Consider the following 24223-nt stretch of genomic DNA (forward strand, 5'->3'; position numbering starts at 1 on the left):
CCCTCAGTGCCCAAGGGTGTCATCAAATCCATATCCCCGCATGAAGTACCTTCTGTTTACCTTCCTCAACATTTTCACGGTCTGTTCTTCCCACACGGCCCCCAAACAAACCACTACGTCCCAAACCCAGCGCGCTGAGCGATTAGAACCCAAAGAGCTCAGCCTCACCTGGGAGGTGCTGGAAGAGAAATACCAGGGCAAGAACCAAACCCTTTCAGTGCTTACTTTCAAAAACGAGGGCAAAAAGCCCTTGCCGGCCACGGGTTGGAGCCTGTACTTCCACAGCACGCCTTCGTTCAAAACCAAAGACTCTGATGCGCCCGTGAAGACTGAGCCCATCAACGGTGATCTGCTGCGCATGGTGCCCACCGCCAGCTTCAAACCCCTCGCCTCCGGTGCCACCGTACGGGTGGAGTTTGTGGCGGCCGGCCAGATCCTGAATGAGTCACGCGCCCCCAAAGGCTTTTACCTGGTGTGGGACGATGACAAGACCAAAGGCCATGACTTGCCATCGGTAACCCTGGTGAAACCCGCCAAAGACCAGGTGGGCTGGATCAAGCCCCAGGACATCTTCGCCCAGAACCGTTCCATCAAAGACCTTCCGGCCCAGCAGCTGACCAAAGTGTTCCCTTCGCCAGCGCAGTACAAAGAAACCGGACAGTCCTTCAATCTGACGGCGGCCGTACCGGTGATCGCAGATAACGCCTTCCAGCGGGAAGCGACTTTGCTGGCGGGCCACCTGGAAACCATTTTCGGGCAGAAACCGGCGGTACAGGCCCCGGGCGCGGCCGGAAAAGCCATTCGCCTGCAGAAAAAAGCAGGTTTGGGTCCTGAGGCCTATGAGCTGGAGGTGACTCCGCAGGGCATCGTGCTTTCGGCAGCCACCCCCACGGGCGCCTTTTATGCCACCCAATCTCTGAAAACCCTGTTGCCGCCTTCGGCCCTGGCCAAGAAACAGGCCTCTGTGGCCGTGCCGGGGGTGCAGGTAAAAGACGAGCCCCGGTTCGGGCACCGGGCCTTCATGATGGACGTGGCCCGGAACTTCCAGAAGAAAGAGCAGGTGCTCAAGGTGCTGGACCTGATGGCGCTCTACAAATTGAACGTGCTGCATTTCCACTTCAATGACGACGAGGGTTGGCGCCTGGAGATTCCGGGCTTGCCCGAGTTAACCCAGGTGGGCGGCCGCCGGGGACACACCCTGGACGAGAAGAACTTCATGCAACCTGCCCTGGGTTCCGGCCCAACGGTAGATGCCTCCAGCGGTTCCGGCTACTACACCAAGGCAGATTTCATTGAAATCCTGAAGTACGCGCGGGACCGGCACATCAAGGTGATCCCTGAGATTGAGACCCCAGGCCACGCCCGGGCCGCGATCAAGGCCATGGATGCCCGGTATGAGCGGTTCATGAAAGAAGGCAAGAAGGCCGAAGCGGAACAATACCTGCTCCGGGACCTGAATGACAAGTCGGTGTACCGGTCTGTGCAGTATTTCAATGACAATGTGATCAACGTGGCGCTGCCCTCTACCTACGCGTTCCTGGAGAAGGTAACGGATGAGCTGCTGGCCATGTACAAAGAGGCTGGTGCTCCCCTTCAGACCATCCATTACGGGGGAGACGAGGTGCCCAACGGGGTGTGGGAGAAATCGCCGGTGGTGCAGAACCTGCTGGCCAGCAACCCCTCGCTCAAGAACGTGGATGACCTGTGGTACTATTTCTTCGGGAAAATCGCGGCCATGGCCAAAGCCCGCAACCTGTATGTTTCCGGTTGGGAAGAGGTGGGTTTGCGCAAGGTGCGCACCAACGGCAAACTCAGCTACGTGGCCAACCCCGATTTCGTGAAAGAGAACATGCACATGGATGTCTGGAACAACCAGGGCAGCAACATTGATCTGGCGTACCGCATGGCCAATGCCGGCTACAAGGTGGTGCTCACCAATGTCTCGCACCTGTACCTGGATCTGGCTTACCAAAGATCATATGAAGAGAACGGGCTGTACTGGGGCGGTTTCCTGGACGTAGACAAGCCGTTCTATTTCATTCCGCTGGACTACATGCAAAGCATGCGGGTGAACGACGATAACCAGCCGCTGACCTCCTTGGCCGCTTTTGACGGGAAAGAACGGTTGAACCCCGCCGCCCGCGCCAACATTGTAGGGTTGCAGTCGCCGTTATGGAGTGAAACCGTGAAAACCCCGGAGCGCCTGGAGTACATGCTGCTGCCCAAGATATTGGGGCTGGCCGAGCGGGCCTGGGCGCCAGATCCGGCCTGGGCTACCAACCCTGCCTCCGCAGAAAGCAAGGCGGCCTATACCCAGGCCTGGTCATCCTTCGTGAATGTGCTGGGCAAGCGGGAACTGCCGCGCCTGAACTATTACTCCGGGGGCTTCAATTACCGGATCCCTACCGCCGGGGTGCTGGTGGAGAAAGGCCAGGTGCAAGCCAACGTGCAACTGCCCGGCATGACCATCCGCTATACCACAGACGGCACCAACCCCACCATGAAAAGCAAAGCCTATACCGGTCCCATCACCAAGAAAGGCATGATCTCGTTCGCCGTCTTTGATGCCGCCGGCCGCATGGGCAGGGTGACTACGGTAGAGAATAAATAGCCGTTTACAGCTGGTTTTCTAAAAAGAACCCTAAAAGCAGAAAGCGTTTAAAGGCTGGATTCTAAGAATCCAGCCTTTAAACGCTTTCTGCTTTTAGAAAATAATATTTAGGTGCCCGGGTTGGCTCAACCGAAGAATGGATCAAGACTTCTGGTTGGTCAGCCTGGCAAAAGCGGCTGGGGTTTCTCCTGCTCCGTGAGAGTGGCCTGAAGCTCCTTTGGCGGCCTCAACGGGATACCTGAAAGCTTTTATTTGGCAAAACCTCAGTCTAGGAAGACTCACCTGGTAAGACCGGAATTGGAGAGAGGCCGGTTAATTGTTGCCCGACTTCTCCAATGCCTTTTCAGCTTTTTTGGCTTGTTTATCGGCGTTGATGCGGTTCCGTTGGGCCTTGCTTTCCATTCTGGAGGCCTGCTTGGCTTCTTTGGCTGCGTTAGAGGCGTCCTTCTCTATGCGGCTGGCTTCCTTTAAGTTGGCCTTTGCGGTTTTGGCGTCGGTTTGGGTGGATTTCTTTTTGCTGGCCAGGTCATTCATGCGCTTTTTGTCGCCCAGGGCTTTGTCTTTGACAGAGTCCTGCTCTAGTCTTTGTTCCCGTTCATTGATGGTGCTCTGCGCAAAAACCTGGGACGTGAAAAAGGTGAAGAGGCCCGTAAAGAAAGTGAATAGTAAAGTCTTGGTTTTCATATAATTACAAATGTTAATGTCTGGTTAGGTATACGTAGCTCGCGGCGAGACAACTGAACATATTTATATATTAATTTTTATATAAAAATAAAGCCGCCAACCGGAGGTGGCCCTTGCGTGGTTTCCTCTCTTGTTTGACCAAAAGGCAGGTGAACGGAAAGACCTCCTGAAGCCTGTGCCATGGGGCATAATTCAGAGCCATCAGCCAGGAAACGGCCACAGGCTATAGGAATTTGCCCGCGGAAAGTCTTCTAAAAAAGGCTTTCGCCACCAGGCGGGTTCAGGAGTTCTGGAGCTTTGCTGGGAAGGGTACGGGAGGCCGATGATATCTTTTACCGGTCAAGCAGGCAAAGGGAGGTGATATAGAGGTAGCTGTGTAAAATAGTTGGGAAACAACAGGTTATACCTTTTACTTTGACGTATATTACTACATGATGGAAAATTTGTATGCCCAAGGATCAGTTGTATTTGCCAAAGAAGCGCCTACCAAGAAATTAACTGTGCGGCGTTATGCCAAGCGAGTATACTACTGCATCGTTCAGGATAACCCTACGCAAAAGGAATTAGTCTACTATGAACGGGAATTAACGGGTGGGGCCACTTCCCCGGCCGTGTAACCCTTGGTGAAGGAAGGGAAATGACTGCCTTCTGCCAGCCGAAGACCTTCAGTGCCTGAGGTAAAGGTTTGTTTCTACAGCCAAGCCTTCCCCCAGCGACCGAAACTTCGCCCCACCAGCGGCCTCTTCTCTTTATATACCAGAAGCCCCGGCTCTCTTCCCCCAGGAAAGGAGACCGGGGCTTCTGGTTTTCCTCTTTCAAGAAAGCAGCGGCCTTCCTTTGCCCTCTCTTTATCTTCGCCTGGTGGAATACGTACTGTAGGAGCATTGTATTCCTGTTTTTGCCACTGAAAAAGCTTTCCTGCCTGTGCCGTTCATCCAACTCAAATCTTCTAAGCTGCATTACCGCGTCATGGGCCACGGGCCCAAAGCCCTTTTGGCGTTCCATGGGTACGGGCAGGAAGGGCACTACTATGACACCATGGCCCGCACCCTGCAGCCCGACTACACCGTCTTTGCCATTGACCTTTTCTTCCATGGGCAAAGCACCTTGAGCAAGGCAGACCAACCTCTTTCCAAAGACAACCTGCAGGCGTTTGTGCAAGAGTTGCTCACGAAGGAGAAGATTGACCGGTTTTCGGTGATGGCCTTCAGCATGGGCGGCAAGTTCGCGCTTGCGGTGCTGGAGAAGTTCCATGGCCAGATGCAGGAACTCTACCTGATTGCCCCAGACGGTATCAAAACCCATCTGCTCTACAGCTTGGCCACCTACCCCGGTTGGATGCAGGGCCTGTTCAAGCGCATTGTGCTGCGGCCCACGCGCTTCTTCAAGACCTTGGGTTGGCTGGAGCAAAAGCGGTGGGTAGACTCGGGGTTGGTGAAATTCGCTAACTGGCAGATGGATTCCCCGCAGAAACGGCTGCGGGTGTACCGCAGTTGGACGGGGTTCAGCAACCTCACCTTTGACACCCGCCAGATTGCCCGGCTCCTGAACCAAAGCGACATAGAGGTAACCGTGTTTCTGGGCAAATATGACCAGATCATCTCGCACCAACGGCTGCAGGTGTTCCTCAAGGCCCTCAAACGGCACCAACTGGTTTTGTTGCAGACGGGGCACACCAACCTGCTGTACTCGGTGGCTACCTGGCTCCGGAAACACCGCAGCAAGACAGCCAACTGATTTTCTTTGCGTATATGCCTCTTAGGGTAGTGCTGGTGAGGTAGGCGGCCCGGAGCCTTTGATTGGGTACTGGCAGGAGTACTGCCCATAAAGGGATGGCTAGACCGAGGTGCCGCTGCTAAGAGGAAACAGAGTGTTTCAGCTCCAGCAGGAACTTACCGGCCCTGTTCAGATAGAAAAAGGCCCAGAGCAGGTTCAAGGGTGCTCCTAAATAGTCATAATGATAGAAGGAGACGATCATTACCTGAAAGAATAACGTGTGTAGAAGTATCTTCAGGAGACTTCTTAGCTTGCTGGTCTTCACTTAAATTGCTATAACTATTTTGAATATTTCTATAGGAGGGCTGTTTTTAAAAAAGGACTCCCCAAATGGTTTCCTGAACCAGGGTTCTCCTTAAAAACCGGTCCTATTCCCCAGGAACACCTAATGCCTGAATATCGTGAATTGATAATATTTGAGCAAATTTTAGGTAAAAAGTTTCCCTCTATCTTTGTATAAAATAAGTTTTGGTACCGTTGAGCCATCCAGATTGATTAGGTATGATAAAAAATAGAACGATACAATGGGGGCTCTGCCTACTGGTCTTGCTAGGTCAGGCGGCTTGCTCCTCCAATTCGGGCAAGCCCGATGCCAACGAGGAAGGCGAGCGCACCTCTACCGCCGCCCAGGATACCCTCTCGGAGGAAGTGACAGAGCAGCCCGCCACAGAGGCAGATCTGGCCAAGATCACCCTGCCAGACGGGTTCCAGATCAGCTACTACGCCCGGAAGGTAGAAAATGCCCGTTCTATGGCCTTGGGTCCAGACGGCACCCTCTACGTGGGGTCAAGAGCAAAAGGCAACGTGTATGCCTTACCGGACCGTAACAAAGACGGCAAAGCCGATGAGGTGATCACCATCGCCTCGGGCCTGAAGATGCCCAACGGCGTGGCCCTGCGCAACGGCGCTTTGTATGTGGCCGAGATCAGCCGCATCACCCGCTATGACAACATTTCCGTTAACCTCCAGAACCCGCCCAAGCCGGTGGTGGTCTATGACAAATTCCCCACCGAGGAGCACCACGGCTGGAAGTACATCGCCTTTGGGCCAGATGACAAACTGTACGTGCCCGTGGGGGCGCCCTGCAACATCTGCCTTAAAAAAGAGCCGGTGTATGCCTCCATCACCCGCATGAACCCAGACGGTTCTGGCCTGGAGGTATTCGCCCATGGCGTGCGCAACACCGTAGGCTTTGACTGGCACCCCACCACCAAGGAACTCTGGTTCACTGACAACGGCCGCGACCTCATGGGCGACAACCTGCCCCCCGATGAACTGAACCACGCGCCCCGCAAGGGCATGCACTTCGGCTACCCGTTCTGCCACGCCGGCGAGACCCTGGACCCCGAGTTTGGCAAAGGCAAAGACTGCGCCGACTACACCTCTCCGGTACAGAACCTGAATCCGCACGGCGGCACCCTGGGTATGGAATTCTACACCGGCACCATGTTCCCAGACACCTATAAGAACCAGATCTTCATTGCCGAGCACGGCTCCTGGAACCGAACCGAGAAGATCGGCTACCGCCTGAGCCTCTACCGCACCGATGCCCAGGGCAAAGGCAGTTTTGTGCCATTTGCCGCCGGATGGCTCCAAAACGGCAAAGAGTGGGGGCGACCGGTAGACGTGGAGGTCATGCCAGACGGTTCGCTTCTGGTCTCAGATGACATGAATGACGCCATCTACCGCATTGCCTATACTGGGAAGAAGTAATTCTGTTTCTGCGTTCTTTTTTACAAATTGGGATTCCCTTAACGAAAAGGGATCTCCAATTTTTTGTTATGTCCAACCAAGCTGCTAAAGCGTACTCTCTCCTGTTCTTACTTTTTGCCATCGTGCTGGCAGGGGTAGTCGGTTTCTTTTTTGTCATAAATTCCAATGACCACAAAGAGTGTGCAACCACCACTACCACCAGAACAGACGCAGCCGGTTCCACCACTACCACCACCTTGCACGTATGCAAAGAGCGGTTTAATATTTGAGATTTAGTAGCCCGTATCTAGTTTAGAGCCGTTTTCTAGAAAACAGGCCCTAAACGTATTTTCAGAAGTGCCCGAAATGAGCTCATATGAAAAAAGACAGTCCTGAGAAAAGTATCATTGGCCGGCGCGAGATGGTGGATTTCCCGGCGCTGGAGTTGTTTGAGATAGAAGCCAAGGTAGACACCGGCGCGTACACCTCCTCTATCCACTGCAACAACATCAAAGAAGTAGACTTGCCAGACGGCCAGCGCGCCATCCACTTTGAGTTGTTAGACGACCGCCACCCAGCCTACAACCACAAAGCCTTCCAGTTCACTGACTTTGACCTGCGGCAGGTGAAAAGTTCGTTTGGTGATGTGCAGGAACGGTACATTATCCGTACAAAGGTGATTATCCATGGGCAGGAGCTGGAAACGGAGTTCTCCCTCTCAGACCGCAGTGACCTGAAATACCCGGTCCTGCTGGGGCGCACCCTGCTCCGGCGGCGTTTCATCGTAGACGTCTCCAAGAAGAACCTATCACTCAAGGCCAAGAAAAAAGGCAAGAAAAGAAGTAATCCAACCAATAACCCTCCTGTATGAAAATTGCGATCCTTTCGCGTGATCCTAAATTATATTCTACCCGCCGCCTGGTGGAAGCCGCCCAGCAACGGGGCCATGAGGCGGTGGTCCTGGACCACCTGCGTTGTGACCTGGTCATGGAGAAAGGCGACCCGCATATCCTCTACAAAGGCGAGCTGCTGACCGGCATTGACGCCATCATCCCTAGAATCGGGGCTTCGGTCACGTTTTACGGCACGGCGGTGGTACGGCAGTTTGAGATGATGAAGGTGAAAAGCGTGGTGGCCTCCCAGTCCATCCTGCGGTCCAGAGACAAACTGCGCAGCCTGCAGATCCTGGCCCGGGCCGGCCTGGGCATGCCCAAGACCGCGTTCACCAACTACTCCAAGCAGGTAAAAGAGCTGATCAAGGAAGTAGGGGGCGCCCCACTGGTAATCAAGTTGCTGGAAGGAACCCAGGGCTTGGGCGTAGTGCTGGCCGAGACCCAGAAAGCTGCTGAGTCGGTGATTGAAGCGTTCCATAACCTCAAGGCCCGTATCATTGTGCAGGAATTCATCGCTGAAAGCAAAGGCGCCGACATACGCGTGTTCGTAGTGAACGGTGAGGTGGTGGGTGCCATGAAACGGCAGGGCAAGGAAGGGGAGTTCCGGTCTAACCTGCACCGCGGCGGCAGCGCCAGCCTCATCAAGCTCTCCCGCGCTGAGAAAGCCGCCGCTCTGTTGGCCGCCAAATCCTTGGGCCTGGACGTGGCCGGGGTAGACATGCTCCAGTCAAGCCGGGGGCCGCTTATTCTGGAGGTGAACTCCTCACCGGGTCTGGAAGGCATTGAGAAAGCCACCCAGAAAGACATTGCCGGTAAGATCATTGAATACACTGAGTTGCTAGTGAACAAGGCAAAAACCAAGAAACCCAAAAAGCCCAATACCCCTGATGGCGGAGATGATCATCAATGATATTCCCGTTTATCCGGGAGACCGCAAGCTCATACGCCTGAACATCTCGCGGCTGCCCAGCGGTACCGAGATAGACATCCCAATCCACGTGTTCCGGGCCGAGGAGCCGGGTCCGGTGCTGCTGCTGCTGGCCGGTATGCACGGCGATGAGGTGAACGGGGTGGAGACCATCCGGCGGATGATTCGGCGCGACATGCTCAAACCGCTCAAGGGCACCATCCTGGCCATTCCCATCCTCAACATCTACGGCTTCCTGAACTTCTCCCGCGAGGTGCCGGACGGGAAGGACGTGAACCGCAGTTTTCCGGGCAACGCCAAGGGCTCCCTGGCCAGCCGCGTGGCCGACCGGTTCACCAAGGAGATCCTGCCGCTGGTAGACTACGGCATTGATTTCCATACCGGGGGGCAGAGCAAATCCAATTATCCGCAGGTGCGTTGCCGTCTGGAGCACGGCGAGAGCGAGGCGCTGGCCCATGCTTTTGGGGCACCTTTCATCCTCAACTCCAACTACCGCCCCGGCTCTTTGCGCCAGGAGGCCGCCAAGCTGGACAAATCCATCATTGTGTATGAGACGGGGGAATCTCTGCGGTTTGACGAGCAAGGCATCAACATAGGCATGGAGGGGGCGGTGCGCGTTATGCACCACCTGGGGCTGCTGGAAAGCTCGGTGCCTATTTCCTATCCGCCCATTGTCTGCCAGCGCACCACCTGGATAAGGGCGCCGCGGGCGGGCCTGTTCCGGAGCTTCGTGAAAAATGGGCAGGCCGTGAATCGCGGGCAGCAGGTAGGGGCGGTCTCGGATCCGTATGGCTATGTCACACACCCCATTACCTCGCTGGTAAGCGGCTATGTGGTAGGCATTAACCATATGCCGGTAGTGAACCAGGGAGATGCTATCCTGCATTTGGGTTTAAAGTAGGATTTTTTGGAAGGACGTAAGGGTATTTGTAGCTTGGGCTGTCAATAGACATATCAGAAGAAAAAGAAGCCTTCTCCTGATGTAAACCACCAGCCTAAACCCTTTTTCAATGTCCTTCTCCACCAAACGCCTTGGTTTTACCGCCTGGCGTGGCCATCGGGTATGTATTGCCCTGGCTTTCCTGCTGCTGCCGCTCACCGGACTGGCCCAGAAATTCACCATCAGCGGCTACGTGCGCGATGCCAAATCCGGCGAGAACCTCATCGGCGTAGCCATCTTCAACTCCGTGACGGGCCAGGGCACCGCCACCAACGCCTACGGCTTCTACAGCCTCACCCTGCCCAAAGACTCCGTGAAACTGGTGGCCTCCTACGTTGGCTATGACCGGGGTGCGTTTACGGCATATTTAGACAAAGACCTGCAACAGAACCTGCTCTTGGCCCCGGCCGTGACCTCTCTGCAGGAGGTGGAGATTGTCAATACCAAGCAGGAAGACATCAAGGAAACCACTCGCATGAGCACCATCAACATGAGCGTGGCGCAGATAAAGGCGGTGCCCGCGCTGTTTGGCGAGGTAGACGTGCTCAAGGTGCTGCAACTTTTGCCCGGCGTGCAGAGTGGGGGCGAGGGCACCAGCGGCCTGTACGTGCGGGGTGGCGGGCCCGACCAGAACCTGATTCTGCTGGACGGCGTGCCGGTTTATAATGCCTCCCACCTGTTCGGGTTTTTCTCCGTCTTCAACGCTGATGCCCTCAACAACGTGGAGTTGGTGAAAGGTGGGTTTCCGGCGCGGTATGGTGGTCGGCTTTCCTCTGTGCTGGACATCTCCATGAAGGAAGGCAACATGAACGAGGTAGAGGGAGAAGGCTCCATCGGGCTCATAGCCTCGCGCCTCACGGTGAGTGCGCCCATCAAGAAAGACGTGGCCTCCTTCATCGTATCGGGCCGAAGGACCTACATTGACGTGTTGGCCCGGCCTTTCATGAAGAAGGAGGAAGGGGTGGCCGGCTATTACTTCTATGACCTCAACGCCAAGCTCAACTGGAAAGTCAGCGACAAAGACCGGTTCTACCTGAGTGCCTACACCGGCTATGATGAGTTCTACGCCACCTCAGAACGCAAGGAGGTAGACCCCGGCAAGAGCCGCGCGGGCCTGGGCTGGGGCAACCTCACCTCGGCGTTCCGCTGGAACCGGGTGTTGAACCAGCGCCTTTTCCTCAACACCAACCTCACCTACACCAAGTACCAGTTCAACATCAGCAATGAGGAGGAAGCCACCCACCAGGGCAAAAGCTATGACTACCAACTCAAGTACCTCTCCAACATCAGAGACCTGAGCGCTAAGCTGGACTTTGACTACATTCCCAACCCCAACCATTACATCCGGTTCGGGACGCAGTTCGTGCACCACCAGTTCCAGCCGGGAGCCTTGCAGGTGCGGGGCAACAACAGCGGCACCGCCGAGGACCTGGACGTGAACACCGTGAAAACGAACGCGCAGGAAGTGGGCCTGTACCTGGAAGATGACCTGCGCCTCTCAGAACGGTTGAAGCTGAACATCGGTCTGCGGGCCAACGGGTTCGTGGTGAACAAAGAGTTCTACTCCTCGCTGGAGCCCCGGGCCTCGGTGCGGTTCCTGGCCAACGAGAAATTGAGCCTCAAGGCCTCGTACGCCCACATGACCCAGTTCATCCACCTGCTCACCAACAGCGGCATCGGCCTGCCCACCGACCTCTGGGTACCCTCTACGGACAAGATAAAGCCGCAGCGCAGCCACCAGGTGGCCCTGGGCGCCACCCGCACCCTGGCGCAAGACAAGCTGGAAGTGAGCCTGGAAGGCTATTACAAAACCATGCACAACCTTATTGAATACAAAGAGGGCGCCTCGTTCATTGGCATCTCCAACAGTTGGGACACCAAGGTGACCAGCGGCAAAGGCTGGGCCTATGGCATGGAGCTGTTCCTGCATAAAAAGACCGGCCGCACCAACGGCTGGATCGGTTACACCCTGGCCTGGTCTAACCGCCAGTTCCCGGACCTGAACCGCGGCCAGAAATACCCCTACCGCTATGACCGCCGCCATGACATAGAACTGGTGGTCATTCGGCAACTCAAGCCCAACCTGTCTCTGTCGGGTACGTGGGTGTACGGCACCGGCAACTCCATCACCCTGCCCGAGGCGCGTTACGTGGTGGGCGAATCCTGGGAGGGCGGCTACGGCGGCACCCAGACCTACAATGACTACGGCGACCGCAACGGCTATCGTATGGCCGCCTACCACCGCGCCGACATCAGCCTGAGCCACACCAAGAAAAAGCGCTGGGGCGAAGTGGTGAACAACATCAGTTTCTACAACGCCTACAACCGCAAGAACCCCTATTACATTTATATAGCTGGTGGCGAGAAGGAAGGCGATGGACCCAAATTCAAGCAGGTGAGTCTGTTTCCCGTGTTACCGTCTGTGAGTAAAACCTTTAAGTTCTAGAAGCGCATGTTCCGGTTTATTTTACCTCTCTTTTCTGAAAAACACCTTAAAATCAGCCCCAGGCTGCTGCTGGGCCTTGGCTTGGTGCTAGGTCTTTCTGCCTGTGAGACCACCGTGGAGATGGACGTGCCCGCGCACACCCCCAAGCTGGCGGTGCAGTACAACCTCAACACTGATGCCCCCAACCAAAGCCTGATCGTGGGCCGCAGCCAACCGGTGCTGGCCTCTGATGACCTTTGGCGCGACGGCCTGGTCAACAATGCCATTGTAACCATCAAGGACCAGAACGGTGTGCTGCGCCAGGGCTTTGTGTTCAAGCCCTTTGAGGTAGGCATTACCCAGGGCTCCTACAAACCCACCAATGGGTTCAGCCCGGTGCCAGGCCAGCAATACGTGCTCTCCATCAGCGCTCCCGGGTTTGAGCCCATTGAAGGCAGGTTGACCCAGCCCACCGAGGTACCGGTGGTGTCAGCCGCGTTTGAGCCGGTCAGGCAGACAAACCATTCCGAACTCAGGGGCTTGCTGAAACTGCAGTTCAATGACCCCCCGGCAGGAAGAAACTACTACCGTTTCTTCCTGAAGCTATATGATGCCCAGGGAAAACTGATAGGCAGCCTTTATTCAGACAGGGAAAACGAAGGAATCCTGGACGAAGAGGTAGAGCAGATAAGCGTGGGCAAGGTGTTTGATGACGGCTGGGCCAAAGCCGGGGTCATCAGCTTTTCAGACCTGGTAACCACCTACCCGGGCAACAACCAAACTGCGAAATACCTGGAGGTCACACTGCAGCACCTTACCCCAGACTTATATCTGTATGAGCGTTCCCGCGAGAATTATACAGAAGACAACCCGTTCGCGGAACCCCTGAACCTGCACAGCAACATCCGGAACGGTTACGGCAGCTTCGGGGGCATCACCACCACCAAATACAGAATCAACCTGTAAGGTGGCGTTCCAAGGCTGTTTTTAGAAAAACAGGCTTGAAAGACGTGTTTATTTAGTTGTTAGATTAGCACCCAGCCGGAATGATGCAGGGCCGTTCAAGAGGCGGATTCTCCCCTTGAGGGGAGCAAGAGGGGTGTTTACACCTGCCGGTCCACGCTTGCTGGATTTCTTCTACTTCTTTAAAGAAAAAGGATTGTTTGCATAAATTCATGAATGCGTACTCTCCAATGTAAACACCCCTCTTCGCTCCCCTCAAGGGGAGAATCTGGGGTAACAGGCTTGGCTGAGGTTTTCTAAATGATTGGAAGCTGGTTTAAGAAGGAAATCAAGCGCAAAACAGAAAGGGCCCTCTACCAGCAAGTAGAGGGCCCTTCCGTTTTACGCCCGTTTTCCGGGAAACAGCTTTGAAACGGTTTAGAAGATGGCTCTGGCCACGGCAGCGGTAGCCTCCGATTTACTCATGGTGTAGAAGTGGAGGCAGGGCACGCCAAACTCCACCAGCTCTTTGCACTGCTGAATAGTCCACTCAATGCCCACCTGTTTCACGTCCGCCGAGGTCTTGCAGGCTTCCACAGCCGTGACCAAATCCTCGGGCAGGTCAATGTTGAAGTAGCGGGGCAACACGGTCAGCTGGCTTTTGGCCGTGATGGGTTTCAGGCCGGGCAAGATAGGCACGTTGATGCCGGCGGCGCGGCAAGCCTTCACAAAGTCACAGAATTTTTCGTTGTCAAAGAACATCTGCGTGATGATGTACTCGGCACCCAGGTCAACCTTGTGTTTGAGGTATTTGAGGTCGGTACCCAGGTTAGGCGCCTCCACGTGTTTCTCAGGGTAGCCGGCCACGCCGATGCAGAAGTCGGTGGGTACGGGGTTCTCCATCTCTTCATCCAGGTAATGGCCATGGTTGAGCTGCACCACCTGCTGGATAAGGTCTGAGGCGTGGGCGTGTCCGTCTTTGTGCGGCCGGAAACCCGGCTCGGTTTTCACGGCATCGCCGCGCAGCAACAGCACGTTGTCAATGCCCAGGAAGTTGAGGTCCATCAAGGCATTCTCGGTATCCTCTTTGCTGAAGCCCCCGCAGATGATGTGCGGCACCGTGTCTACGTGGTACTTGTTCATGATCGCCGAACAGATACCCACCGTGCCGGGCCGTTTCCGGATGGTGATTTTCTCCAGCAGGCCATTCTCGCGCTCCTTGAATACGTATTCCTCGCGGTGGTAGGTAACGTTGATGAAGGGTGGATTGAACTCCATGAGCGGGTCAATGCCCTGGTAGATGGACTGGATGCTGGTGCCTTTCACCGGCGGCAGAATCTCAAAAGAGAAAAGGGTGTTGGTGGCGTTCTTTAGATGCTCGGTAACTTTCATTGAAGTTAGGTATGTCTCTGGCTAGGCCTTGCTATTGCTTTTTGATTCTCTCCGCTCGCGTTTCCGAAGGGAGGTGTCTTGAGGCGTTTGCCTCAGGAACGTTTGTGTTTTATTTGGGCTAATTCTCTCTTCACTTACCTTCCATTCTTCCTTTCCCACCCCCTTTGTCATCCTGGAAGGATCTTGGTGGCGAACGGTAGTAGCGCTTCTTTCACGCTTCTCTAGTTTGCTCACAAGATCCTTCCAGGATGACAGGATAAGAGGGAATCCTGGAAGGTAAAATACAGGAATCAAAAGCCTGTATTTCTCTACTGATGCAATTCTCTACTGATGCAATCAGTTTTCAGTATTTTCTGTTTGGAGGTCGTTTTCCAAAAACAACCCCAAAACAGATGGCTTAGTAATTCAGGTTAGGAGACAACCAGCGCTCGGTTTCCTCTACGCTCATGCCTTTGCGCTGGGCGTAGTCTGTCACCTGGTCTTTCTCAATCTTGCCCAACCCGAAGTACTTGGATTGCCTATGCGCGAAGTACATGCCAGACACGGCAGCGGTGGGGTACATGGCCAGGCTCTCCGTGAGGGTGATGCCGGTATGTTTCTCCACTTCTAGTAACTGGAACAGCGTGGTTTTCTCAGTGTGGTCTGGGCAGGCCGGATAGCCGGGGGCCGGCCGGATGCCCTGGTATTTCTCCTTGATCAGGTCTTCGTTGGTCAGGCTTTCCTCTGGTTCATAGGCCCAAAGCTCCTTGCGCACAATCTCGTGCAGCTTCTCGGCGAAGGCCTCGGCCAGGCGGTCGGCCAGGGCTTTGGCCATGATGCTGTGGTAGTCGTCGTGGTCTGCTTCAAACTGCTGCACCAGCTCGTCCAGGCCATGTCCTGCGGTAACAGCAAAACCTCCCGTATAGTCAGCTAGACCCGTCTCTTTGGGCGCCACGAAATCAGCCAACGCGATGTTGGGAACACCAGGCCCTTTTTGGCCTTGTTGGCGCAGGGTGCGGAAGTGGGTGAGAATTTGGGTGCGCTGCTCATCGGTGTAGATTTCCACGTCATCGTCGCCCACAGAGTTGGCCGGGAACAGGCCCGCCACGCCATTGGCGGTTAACAGCTTCTCTTCTACAATGCGCTGGAGCAAAGCTTGGGCATCGGCGTACAGTTTGGTTGCTTCCACGCCTACCACCGCATCTTCCAGCAGTTTCGGGAATTTGCCGTGCAGCTCCCAGGCCTGGAAGAACGGAGTCCAGTCAATGTACGGCACCAATTCCTCCAGGGGGAAGTTCTGGAACACCTGCACGCCGGTTTTGGCGGGCGTGTATACGTCTTCGGCCTTCCATTCAATGGGCAGTTTGTTGGCGCGCGCCTGCGGCAAAGGCAGGTATTTCTTGTCCTTCTGGCGGCTCAGGTAGCCTTCGCGCATTTGGTCGTACTCCAGGCGGGTATCCTGGGCGAACTTCTCTTTGTTATCAGGGCTCAATAGATTTCCAACTACCGGGACACTGCGCGAGGCATCCAGTACGTGCACCACCGTGCCGTTGTAGGCCGGGGCCACTTTCACGGCCGTATGTGCGCGGGACGTGGTGGCGCCACCAATGAGCAGCGGAATGTTGAAGTTCTGCCGTTCCATCTCGCGGGCCACGTGCACCATCTCGTCCAAAGAAGGGGTAATCAAGCCACTCAGGCCAATCACGTCCACGTTGTGCTCGCGGGCGGCGTCTAATATCTTATCGGCGGGTGTCATCACGCCCAGGTCAATCACTTCATAGTTGTTGCAGGCCAACACCACGCCCACAATGTTCTTGCCTATGTCATGCACGTCGCCTTTCACGGTGGCCATCAGGATTTTGCCGTTGGTCTGGCGGGTGGAGGTGTCTCCGGAGGCGGCGGCGCGTACTTTCTCTTCCTCAATGTAAGGCAACAGGTAGGCCACGGCTTTCTTCATGACGCGGGCGCTTTTCACTACCTGCGGCAAAAACATCTTGCCTTCCTGGAACAGGTCACCCACTACGTTCATGCCGTCCATCAACGGGCCTTCAATCACTTCCAACGGTTTCTGGTACAGGTGACGGGCTTCTTCTACGTCCTGGTCAATGTATTCTACCAGGCCTTTCACCAAAGCATGGGTCAAACGCTTCTGCACCGGATCGTTGCGCCAGGCCTCGTCGCGTACCACTTCCTTGCCTTTGTTCTTTACTGTCTCGGCGAACTCCACCAGGCGCTCGGTAGCATCTGGTCGGCGGTTCAGCAGCACGTCTTCCACGCGCTCCAGCAGATCCTTCGGGATTTCCTCGTAAACCTCCAGCATTCCGGCATTCACGATGCCCATGTCCAGACCGGCTTTGATGGCGTAGTACAGGAACACAGAGTGCATGGCTTCGCGCACGGGATCATTGCCCCGGAACGAGAAAGAGATATTACTTACCCCACCGCTCACTTTGGCGCCCGGCAGGTTCTGCTTGATCCAGCGGGTAGCGTTGATAAAGTCAACGGCGTAGTTGTTGTGCTCCTCCATACCCGTGGCCACGGTCAGGATGTTCGGGTCAAAGATGATGTCCTCGGCGGGGAAGCCCACTTCTTTGGTCAAGATGTTATAGGCGCGCTCGCAGATCTGGATGCGGCGCTCGTAGTTGTCGGCTTGGCCTTCTTCGTCAAAGGCCATTACTACCACGGCAGCGCCGTAGCTGCGCACTTTGCGGGCCCGCTCTTTGAACGCCTCTTCGCCTTCTTTGAGCGAGATGGAGTTCACGATGGCTTTCCCTTGCACGCACTTCAGACCAGCCTCAATCACGCTCCACTTAGAGGAGTCAATCATGATGGGCACGCGGGCGATGTCCGGTTCAGAGGCAATTAGGTTCAGGAACAACGTCATGGCGGCTTCGGAGTCCAGCATGCCTTCGTCCATGTTCACGTCAATGATCTGGGCGCCGTTCTCCACCTGTTGGCGGGCAATGGCCAGGGCTTCCTCGTACTGTTCGTTCAGAATCAAACGCTTGAATTGCTTGGAGCCGGTGATGTTGGTGCGCTCGCCAATGTTGATGAAGTTAGAGCCTTCATACACGGTAAGCGGCTCCAGACCAGAGTAGGTAGGAACGGCCGGCAATTGCGGCAACGGACGCGGTGGGTACTGGGCGGCAATCTCGGCAATGGCCTTGATGTGCGGCGGCGTGGTGCCGCAGCAACCACCTACAATGTTCACGAAGTTGTTGTCCAGGAAGTCTTTGATGTGCTGGCCCATCTGCTCGGGCGTCTCATCATACGCGCCAAACGCGTTAGGCAGACCGGCATTGGGGTAGGCACTCACGTAGAACTTAGACGCTTTGCTCAAGCTCTGCAAGTGCGGCCGCAACTGCTTCGCCCCCAAGGCGCAGTTAAAGCCCACGCTCAACAGCGGCATGTGCGAAACGGAGTATAGGAACGCCTCCACGGTCTGGCCAGACAGGGTTCTGCCGCTGGCGTCGGTGATAGTGCCGGAAACCATGAGGGGCAGGCGCTTACCAGTTTGCTGGCTGTATTGGTCAATAGCGAACAGAGCCGCCTTGGCATTGAGGGTGTCAAAAATGGTTTCCACCAAGAGTAAGTCCACACCGCCGTCTACCAGCCCGCGCACCTGCTCCGTGTAGGCTTCTACCAGCTCATCATACGTAATGGCGCGGTAGCCGGGGTTGTTCACGTCCGGCGACAAAGAAGCGGTACGGTTGGTAGGGCCGATGGCACCAGCCACAAAGCGGGGTTTCTCTGGCGTTCTGGCCGTCCACTCGTCAGCAGCTTCGCGGGCAATGCGCGCCGACTCGTAGTTCAGCTCGTACACCAGATCCTGCATGTCGTAGTCGGCCATGGCAATGGAGGTGCCGCTGAAGGTGTTGGTCTCGGCTATATCGGCACCCGCCTCAAAGTAGAGGCTGTGGATTTCCTTGATGATGTGGGGTTGGGTAAGCGAGAGCAGGTCATTGTTGCCCTTCACGTCTAAATGGTAGTCTTGGAAGCGGTCGCCGCGGTAGTCTGCCTCTTGGAGGTTGTACCGTTGGATCATGGTGCCCATGGCCCCGTCTAAGACTAAAATGCGTTTCTGTACTTCTTCCTCTATTCTTGTCATTTTCTCTGCACGCCAAAAGGGTAGGTTGCGGCTCAAGAAAGGGCAGAGGAAGGTGGCGGGTAGGGTGTAGGAATCTCCGTCACTCATCTCCCCCGGCACGGCAGGCGTGGCGGGTAGGAAGTAGCACCCAACTGAATTGGGTTGCTAAGACATCACAGGGCCTAATCCCTCCGTCTTTCTTGATAAGCACTGGCAAAGGTACGGGCTAACAACTGAATCTGCAATAGGGTAATATAAGAAGAAGGAATTGGGGAGATAGGGGATTCAGCCTGAGTTTTGGCCCTGTTTTCTGAAAAGAAGCCCTTCAGCAGGCCGGGCCTTTGTTTTTACATCCGGCCCCGGGCCGAGGCCCTGATGTTTGATTTGTCTGGGTAATACCTTGATTGTCCTACCAGGCAGGGAGGTAACGGGGTAAATTTGTTTAATGCCAGCAGGTAGAGTGAGTGATCACTTATGCAATTGCGTTTTGCTCCTCTGGCCTACCCATGTTCCACCCAACCCTAATTACCTGCCTATGAGAAATCATGAGAGAAGAACGACTGCCGTTGAGGCCCTGCTGCGCCAGGAGAACCCGCGCGTGTTCTGGAATTTGAGTCCGGCAGAATTGGTGGAGGAAGCCCTGAAGAATGGAGAAGGCACCCTCGCTGATACGGGCGCTCTGGTGTGCAGCACGGGCGCGTTTACGGGCCGTTCCCCTAAAGACCGGTTCATTGTGCGGGATGAGAAAACAGGAGATACCGTGTGGTGGAGTGAGATCAACCAGCCGTTTGCCCCCGAAGCGTTTGACCGGCTTCTAAACAAAATGACCGCTTTCCTGCAAGGGCAAACCCTGTATGTGCGGGATGCCTACGCCGGGGCCCACCCAGACTACCGCCTGAACCTGCGGGTGATCAACACCCACGCCTACCACAATCTTTTCTGCGCCAACCTCTTTCTCCGGCCCACGCTGGAAGAGTTATCAAACCAGGTACCGGAGTTCACCATTCTCTGCGCGCCTGACTTCAAAGCTAATCCCCAGGAAGACGGCACCCGGCAGGAAAACTTCGCTGTGATCAACCTCAGCCAGAAGCTCATCCTGATCGGTGGTACCGCCTACACCGGTGAAATGAAGAAAGGGATCTTCTCGGTGCTCAATTATCTGCTGCCCCAGGAACACGGGGTGTTGTCTATGCACTGTTCGGCCAACGTGGGGGAGGCGGATGACACCGCCATCTTCTTCGGGCTTTCCGGTACCGGCAAAACCACCCTTTCCACAGACCCGCACCGCCGCCTGATCGGGGACGACGAACACGGCTGGACTCAGGACAGTGTCTTCAATTTTGAAGGCGGCTGCTACGCCAAAGTGATCGACCTTACCCGCGCCCAGGAACCTGAGATCTGGGACGCCATCCGGTTTGGGGCCATCGTGGAGAACACCAACTTCCTGCCCGGTACCCGCACCGTAGACTACACAGACAGTTCCCTCACCGAGAATACCCGTACCGCCTATCCTATCCACCACATTCCGCAGGTGATGGTGCCTTCGCGGGCGGGTACCCCGAAGAACATCTTTTTCCTGACCGCTGATGCCTTCGGTATTCTGCCGCCCATCTCCCGCTTGAACCCCAGCCAGGCCATGTACTACTTCATCTCTGGGTATACGGCCAAAGTGGCGGGTACCGAGGTAGGCGTAACCGAACCAAAAGCCACGTTTTCGGCCTGTTTTGGCGAAGCCTTCCTGCCTCTGCACCCAGCCCAGTACGCCCAGCTGCTGGGAGAGAAGCTGGAGGCTCATGACGTGAATGTTTGGCTCGTGAACACCGGCTGGACGGGCGGCCCCTTCGGCGAAGGTACCCGCATGAAGCTGAGCCACACCCGGGCCATGGTTTCGGCTGCCTTGAACGGGGACTTGGAGGAAGTGACTTATATAGAGCACCCGGTGTTTGGGGTAAAAGTGCCCCAGACCTGCCCTAGGGTACCGGCCATCGTCTTAAACCCCAGAGACACCTGGACTGACAAGCGGCAGTATGACCTCAAAGCGCAGGAACTGGCCGCCCTTTTTGTGCGGAATTTCCAAAAATACGCCGCAAACGCCAGTGACGCCATCAAAGCCGGCGCGCCGCTGGTGGCCGAGACGGTGTAAAGATGTTAGCTGGCCGGAAGAAATCTTTACCTGTTTCTCTCAGGCAGAATGCGTAGTTTGACAATGGAGGTTGGTGTCTGGAAATCCTTCTTTCAGGGGTAACGGCTGGTAGTGCTTTGGGGCTATTTTTCAGAAAACACCCCAAAAGCACTACCAGCCGTTATAGGAGGGAGAGCAGCTGGTGCGTTAGAGGGAAGGCACCGTTTTGCCTTTCGCGGAAAGAATATGCAGAAGAAGTTTTACAAGGGGCTTTACGGCACAGACTCCATTGAATTCGCCAAAGGCCTGATCAACATCCATCCGTTTGGGGAGATTGGGCGCAGGAACGACGGGCAGGTGAAACCGCACGCCCACAACAACCTGTTCCAGATTTTTCTGGTGGAGGCTGGGGCCACGGAACTGCAATTCGGGCAGCAAAGAATCCCGGTGGAAGGCCCCGCTTTTTTGGCTGTGCCCAAGAACGTGGAGCACGGGTTCAGCCACCGCTCGCACGTGTCTGGCTGGATCATCACGTTGGCCGATACCGTGCTGGAGCACATGTTGCAGCGCGAGGCCGAGGTGGTCTACGCCATGGATGAGATTTACCTGATTCCGGTGAAGGAAGAAGATGCTGCCGCCACGGAGGCCTATGCGCTCATGCAGAAATGCGTGGCGGAGTACCGGGCCCAAAACCCCGGGCGCCTCTTGATGCTACAATATTTGGTGGGCCAGATGCTGGTGCAACTCTACCGCATCTCCCTGCGCGACCACCAGGCGGTGGCCTCCGCTGACAACGTGAGCAAGGTCTATTACCGTAGGTTCCAGCAGTTGCTGAAGGCCGGAAGTTCCTATAAGAAAAGTGTGGAGCAGTACGCCAAGGACCTTAACATCTCTACCGGGCACCTCACCCGGGTTTGCCGCAGCGTCTCCGGGAAATCGCCCAAAGACATCATCATTGACTACGTGATCACTGAGGCGCAACTGGCTCTTTCAGATATTGAAAAAAGTGTGTCAGACATCTCGTTCGGGTTAGGGTTTGATGACCCGGCCTATTTCACCAGGTTGTTCCGGAAACGTACCGGCCTCACGCCAATGGCCTTCCGCAAGCAGATAGGGGTGAAGAAACCTCTGTCCCCTTAGCGCCGCACAATGTTTGATTTGTCTTAGTAATAGACCGATTGTCCTACCCATCAGGTACCAGAGCCGGCTACATTTGTAAACATCAGTAAGTGATCACTCGCCCAAGTGAGTGTTCGCTTACTGATGTTTACAGCCTGTTTTTGGAATCCCATGGGAGAAGCGTTTATAGAGAGAATTGAGGCGGTGATCGTAGACCTGCCCACCATTAGGCCACATCTTTTGTCTATGGCCGTCATGCGCAAGCAGACCATGGTGATTGTGCGGTTGTTCTGTTCAGACGGCATTGAAGGCCTGGGCGAAGCCACCACCATAGGAGGCCTGAGCTATGGCGATGAATCGCCGGAAGGCATGAAACTCACCATTGATACCTACGTGGCGCCGCTCCTGCAAGGCAAGCCGGCGGGGAGTGCCAACGCCCTCATGGCGCTGCTGAACTACCATATCCAAGGCAACTACTTCGTGAAATCTGCCCTTGAAACGGCGGTGCTGGATGCGCAGGGGAAACGGCTGGGCGTACCGGTGGCTGCCCTTTTAGGCGGCGCCATCACCCAGACCTTACCCGTGCTATGGACCCTGGCCAGCGGTGACACCACCAAAGACATTCAGGAGGCCCAAAACCTGATCTCCAGCGGAAGGCACCACACGTTTAAGCTCAAGATCGGTAGAAACGCCCCTAAAACAGACATCGCCCACGTGTCGGCTATCAAAGCCACCCTGGGTTCAGACATCAAGGTGACCGTTGACGTGAACCAGGCCTGGTCAGAGGGAGTAGCCAAACAGGGCATCGCGCAGTTGCAGGAAGCGGGCATTGACCTGATTGAGCAACCCATCATCAAATCCAATTTTGAGGGCCTGGCCCGATTGACCCACTATTTCAGGGTACCCATCATGGCCGACGAGGCCGCCGGTACCGTGGCTGACGCCTTCAAGCTGGCCAAGTTAGGCGGAGGCAGCGTTTTCGCCCTGAAAATCGCCAAGTCCGGTGGGCTTATCAACATTCAAAAACAAGCCGCCATCGCCTTGGGCGCGGGTATCAGCCTCTACGGCGGCACCATGCTGGAAGGCACCATCGGTACGGTGGCCTCGGCGCAAGTCTTCAGCACCCTTCCCAATCTGGACTGGGGCACCGAACTCTTCGGACCGCTGCTGCTCACCGATGACATTGTGAAGAAACGGGTCACCTACGCCAACGGCGGACTGGAAATCCCGCAGGGCCCCGGCCTGGGCCTGGAACTGGACTTAAACCAAGTAGAGAAATACAAAAGAAAATAGACTATGCTGTTTCACGTGCACATGACCGTCAACATTCCCCTGGATCTGGATAAAACCTACGTGGATGACCTGAAGGCGAAAGAAAAAGAGCTGTCACAGGAGTTGCAGCGCCAAGGCAAATGGACTCACATCTGGCGCGTGGCCGGCAAGTACGCCAACGTGAGCATCTTCAACGTGGCCAGCGCCGGCGAGCTGCATGATATCCTGATGTCACTGCCGCTGTACCCGTTCATGGCCGTAGAAGTGACCGCCCTCTGCCAGCATTACTCCTCGGTGAAAAACGAAGAAGAAGCCCACTAAGGAGCACCCAAAACACCCAAAACTACATTCAAAACTTAACCGAATTACCCGTATGGAAAGAAGCCAGATAGACGCTTTGGTGGCAAAGATCAAAGCCACCGAGAATCCTGACCAAGGTTCAGAGAGAGTAAAGGAAATTGTGCACCGCCTCACCACTGACCTGTTTTACGCCATTGAAGACCTGGACATTCAGCCCGAGGAAATCTGGAAAGCCATTGATTGGCTCACCATCACGGGTAAAAACAACGAGTGGGGGCTGGTAGCCGCCGGCGTGGGCCTGGAGCATTTCCTGGATCTGCGCATGGACGAGGAAGAAGCCAAGGCCGGTATTGAAGGCGGTACGCCCAGAACCATTGAAGGCCCGCTATACGTGGCCGGTTCCCCGGAGTCTGTTGGGTACGCGGAGCTGGAAACCGTGCCAGAAGAAGGCGCGGAAAGGCTTTACATGAAAGGCCAGGTGCTGGACAGCCAAGGCAACCCCGTTCCCCACGCCAAGGTAGAGGTATGGCACTGCAACCTGCGCGGTATGTACTCCATCTTTGACTCCTCGCAACCGGCGTTCAACCTGCGCCGCGCCATCATCACAGATGAGAATGGCCGCTACCAGTTCAAGAGCTTCGTGCCCGTGGGCTATAGCTGTCCTCCCGGCGGCGCCACAGATACCTTCCTGAAAGCCGTAGGCCGCCACGGAAGCCGCCCCGCGCACATCCACTTCTTTGTGACTGCCCCAACTTTCCGCAAGCTCACCACCCAGATCAACATTGAAGGTGACCCCCTTATCTGGGATGACTTCGCTTTTGCCACCCGTGAGGAACTGGTACCACCTATCACCCGGTACACCGCCCAGGAAGCCCAGGAGAAATTCGGGTTGAACGAAGCCTTTGCCTCCATTGACTTCAACTTCATCCTGCACCAGGAAACCGAAGGCCTGTTCAGCACCGAGATCGGTCGCACGCGCGCCGTGGCAGCAACCCTCTAAGGCCGGGGTTTCTCCCTGCTGAAATCCATTCCCTTTCCTGCCTTCCGCCTGTTGGGTAAGC

The 24223-nt window shown here is 55.6% G+C and carries 17 protein-coding genes and 1 riboswitch; of the genes, 14 read left to right on the forward strand and 3 right to left on the reverse strand.

The window, feature by feature from the left end; translation table 11 throughout:
* Positions 1 to 40 precede the first annotated feature (40 nt).
* Positions 41 to 2611, forward strand: coding sequence for a family 20 glycosylhydrolase (locus FOE74_RS05340; RefSeq protein ID WP_149097571.1), 2571 nt, complete (start codon positions 41 to 43; stop codon positions 2609 to 2611).
* Between the two features lie 312 nt (positions 2612 to 2923).
* Here FOE74_RS05340 and FOE74_RS05345 read toward each other — a convergent pair whose 3' ends face one another.
* Positions 2924 to 3295 carry a hypothetical protein gene (locus FOE74_RS05345; RefSeq protein WP_149097572.1) on the reverse strand — a complete coding sequence of 124 codons (372 nt, stop codon included), beginning with the start codon at positions 3293 to 3295 and terminating at the stop codon, positions 2924 to 2926.
* A 431-nt stretch (positions 3296 to 3726) separates the two neighbouring features.
* Here FOE74_RS05345 and FOE74_RS05350 point away from each other — a divergent pair, with 431 nt between their 5' ends.
* From FOE74_RS05350 to FOE74_RS05385, 8 genes are all read left to right on the forward strand, one after another.
* Positions 3727 to 3912, forward strand: coding sequence for a hypothetical protein (locus FOE74_RS05350; RefSeq protein ID WP_149097573.1), 186 nt, complete (start codon positions 3727 to 3729; stop codon positions 3910 to 3912).
* Between the two features lie 307 nt (positions 3913 to 4219).
* Positions 4220 to 5032: an alpha/beta fold hydrolase gene (locus tag FOE74_RS05355; protein ID WP_149097574.1), complete on the forward strand. Its 813-nt coding sequence runs from the start codon at positions 4220 to 4222 to the stop codon at positions 5030 to 5032.
* A 540-nt stretch (positions 5033 to 5572) separates the two neighbouring features.
* A complete protein-coding gene (locus tag FOE74_RS05360; RefSeq protein WP_149097575.1) occupies positions 5573 to 6784 on the forward strand; it encodes a PQQ-dependent sugar dehydrogenase in 1212 nt (403 codons plus the stop codon).
* A 355-nt stretch (positions 6785 to 7139) separates the two neighbouring features.
* Complete coding sequence (locus FOE74_RS05365; RefSeq protein WP_149097576.1) at positions 7140 to 7634, forward strand: ATP-dependent zinc protease family protein; 495 nt, start codon at positions 7140 to 7142, stop codon at positions 7632 to 7634.
* The gene (rimK, locus tag FOE74_RS05370) at positions 7631 to 8566 is read left to right on the forward strand and encodes a 30S ribosomal protein S6--L-glutamate ligase (protein ID WP_149097577.1); all 936 of its coding nucleotides are present in this window, start codon (positions 7631 to 7633) and stop codon (positions 8564 to 8566) included. Before FOE74_RS05365 ends, rimK begins: the two co-directional genes overlap by 4 nt.
* The gene (locus FOE74_RS05375; protein ID WP_149097578.1) at positions 8544 to 9485 is read left to right on the forward strand and encodes a succinylglutamate desuccinylase/aspartoacylase family protein; all 942 of its coding nucleotides are present in this window, start codon (positions 8544 to 8546) and stop codon (positions 9483 to 9485) included. The genes rimK and FOE74_RS05375 overlap by 23 nt, the downstream gene beginning before the upstream one ends.
* Before the next feature lie 109 nt (positions 9486 to 9594).
* Complete coding sequence (locus FOE74_RS05380; protein WP_149097579.1) at positions 9595 to 11970, forward strand: TonB-dependent receptor; 2376 nt, start codon at positions 9595 to 9597, stop codon at positions 11968 to 11970.
* Positions 11971 to 11976: 6 nt separating this feature from the next.
* Positions 11977 to 12915: a DUF4249 domain-containing protein gene (locus FOE74_RS05385; RefSeq protein WP_149097580.1), complete on the forward strand. Its 939-nt coding sequence runs from the start codon at positions 11977 to 11979 to the stop codon at positions 12913 to 12915.
* 414 nt (positions 12916 to 13329) lie between these two features.
* Here FOE74_RS05385 and metF read toward each other — a convergent pair whose 3' ends face one another.
* On the reverse strand, positions 13330 to 14283 hold the full coding sequence (gene metF, locus FOE74_RS05390; protein WP_149097581.1) for a methylenetetrahydrofolate reductase [NAD(P)H]: 954 nt from the start codon (positions 14281 to 14283) through the stop codon (positions 13330 to 13332).
* A 397-nt stretch (positions 14284 to 14680) separates the two neighbouring features.
* Positions 14681 to 18370 (reverse strand): methionine synthase, encoded by a 3690-nt coding sequence (gene metH, locus FOE74_RS05395; RefSeq protein WP_149097582.1) that lies wholly within the window; start codon positions 18368 to 18370, stop codon positions 14681 to 14683.
* Between the two features lie 80 nt (positions 18371 to 18450).
* A riboswitch (SAM riboswitch) is annotated at positions 18451 to 18559 on the reverse strand.
* 325 nt (positions 18560 to 18884) lie between these two features.
* Here metH and pckA point away from each other — a divergent pair.
* The 5 genes from pckA to catA all read left to right on the forward strand — a co-directional run bounded on the left by pckA (position 18885) and on the right by catA (position 24162).
* Positions 18885 to 20492, forward strand: a complete 1608-nt coding sequence (gene pckA, locus FOE74_RS05400; RefSeq protein ID WP_149097583.1) for a phosphoenolpyruvate carboxykinase (ATP) — start codon at positions 18885 to 18887, stop codon at positions 20490 to 20492.
* A 225-nt stretch (positions 20493 to 20717) separates the two neighbouring features.
* A complete protein-coding gene (locus tag FOE74_RS05405) occupies positions 20718 to 21611 on the forward strand; it encodes an AraC family transcriptional regulator (protein ID WP_149097584.1) in 894 nt (297 codons plus the stop codon).
* A 150-nt stretch (positions 21612 to 21761) separates the two neighbouring features.
* Entirely contained in the window at positions 21762 to 22883 is a 1122-nt protein-coding gene (locus FOE74_RS05410) for a muconate/chloromuconate family cycloisomerase (protein ID WP_149097585.1), read from the forward strand.
* A gap of 3 nt (positions 22884 to 22886) precedes the next feature.
* Positions 22887 to 23183, forward strand: a complete 297-nt coding sequence (gene catC / locus FOE74_RS05415; protein ID WP_149097586.1) for a muconolactone Delta-isomerase — start codon at positions 22887 to 22889, stop codon at positions 23181 to 23183.
* Between the two features lie 52 nt (positions 23184 to 23235).
* Positions 23236 to 24162, forward strand: coding sequence for a catechol 1,2-dioxygenase (gene catA, locus FOE74_RS05420; protein ID WP_149097587.1), 927 nt, complete (start codon positions 23236 to 23238; stop codon positions 24160 to 24162).
* The last annotated feature ends 61 nt before the right edge of the window (positions 24163 to 24223 follow it).

The sequence above is a fragment of the Rufibacter glacialis genome (assembly GCF_008271745.1).
GTDB lineage: Bacteria > Bacteroidota > Bacteroidia > Cytophagales > Hymenobacteraceae > Nibribacter > Nibribacter glacialis.

Excerpts from the sequence above, each read along its gene's own strand:
- FOE74_RS05340 (WP_149097571.1), top strand. The coding sequence starts at position 41 with ATGAAGTACCTTCTGTTTACCTTCCTCAACATTTTCACGGTCTGTTCT.
- FOE74_RS05345 (WP_149097572.1), bottom strand. The coding sequence starts at position 3,295 with ATGAAAACCAAGACTTTACTATTCACTTTCTTTACGGGCCTCTTCACC.
- FOE74_RS05350 (WP_149097573.1), top strand. The coding sequence starts at position 3,727 with ATGATGGAAAATTTGTATGCCCAAGGATCAGTTGTATTTGCCAAAGAA.
- FOE74_RS05360 (WP_149097575.1), top strand. The coding sequence starts at position 5,573 with ATGATAAAAAATAGAACGATACAATGGGGGCTCTGCCTACTGGTCTTG.
- FOE74_RS05365 (WP_149097576.1), top strand. The coding sequence starts at position 7,140 with ATGAAAAAAGACAGTCCTGAGAAAAGTATCATTGGCCGGCGCGAGATG.
- rimK (WP_149097577.1), top strand. The coding sequence starts at position 7,631 with ATGAAAATTGCGATCCTTTCGCGTGATCCTAAATTATATTCTACCCGC.
- FOE74_RS05375 (WP_149097578.1), top strand. The coding sequence starts at position 8,544 with ATGGCGGAGATGATCATCAATGATATTCCCGTTTATCCGGGAGACCGC.
- FOE74_RS05380 (WP_149097579.1), top strand. The coding sequence starts at position 9,595 with ATGTCCTTCTCCACCAAACGCCTTGGTTTTACCGCCTGGCGTGGCCAT.
- FOE74_RS05385 (WP_149097580.1), top strand. The coding sequence starts at position 11,977 with ATGTTCCGGTTTATTTTACCTCTCTTTTCTGAAAAACACCTTAAAATC.
- metF (WP_149097581.1), bottom strand. The coding sequence starts at position 14,283 with ATGAAAGTTACCGAGCATCTAAAGAACGCCACCAACACCCTTTTCTCT.
- metH (WP_149097582.1), bottom strand. The coding sequence starts at position 18,370 with ATGACAAGAATAGAGGAAGAAGTACAGAAACGCATTTTAGTCTTAGAC.
- pckA (WP_149097583.1), top strand. The coding sequence starts at position 18,885 with ATGAGAAATCATGAGAGAAGAACGACTGCCGTTGAGGCCCTGCTGCGC.
- FOE74_RS05405 (WP_149097584.1), top strand. The coding sequence starts at position 20,718 with ATGCAGAAGAAGTTTTACAAGGGGCTTTACGGCACAGACTCCATTGAA.
- FOE74_RS05410 (WP_149097585.1), top strand. The coding sequence starts at position 21,762 with ATGGGAGAAGCGTTTATAGAGAGAATTGAGGCGGTGATCGTAGACCTG.
- catC (WP_149097586.1), top strand. The coding sequence starts at position 22,887 with ATGCTGTTTCACGTGCACATGACCGTCAACATTCCCCTGGATCTGGAT.
- catA (WP_149097587.1), top strand. The coding sequence starts at position 23,236 with ATGGAAAGAAGCCAGATAGACGCTTTGGTGGCAAAGATCAAAGCCACC.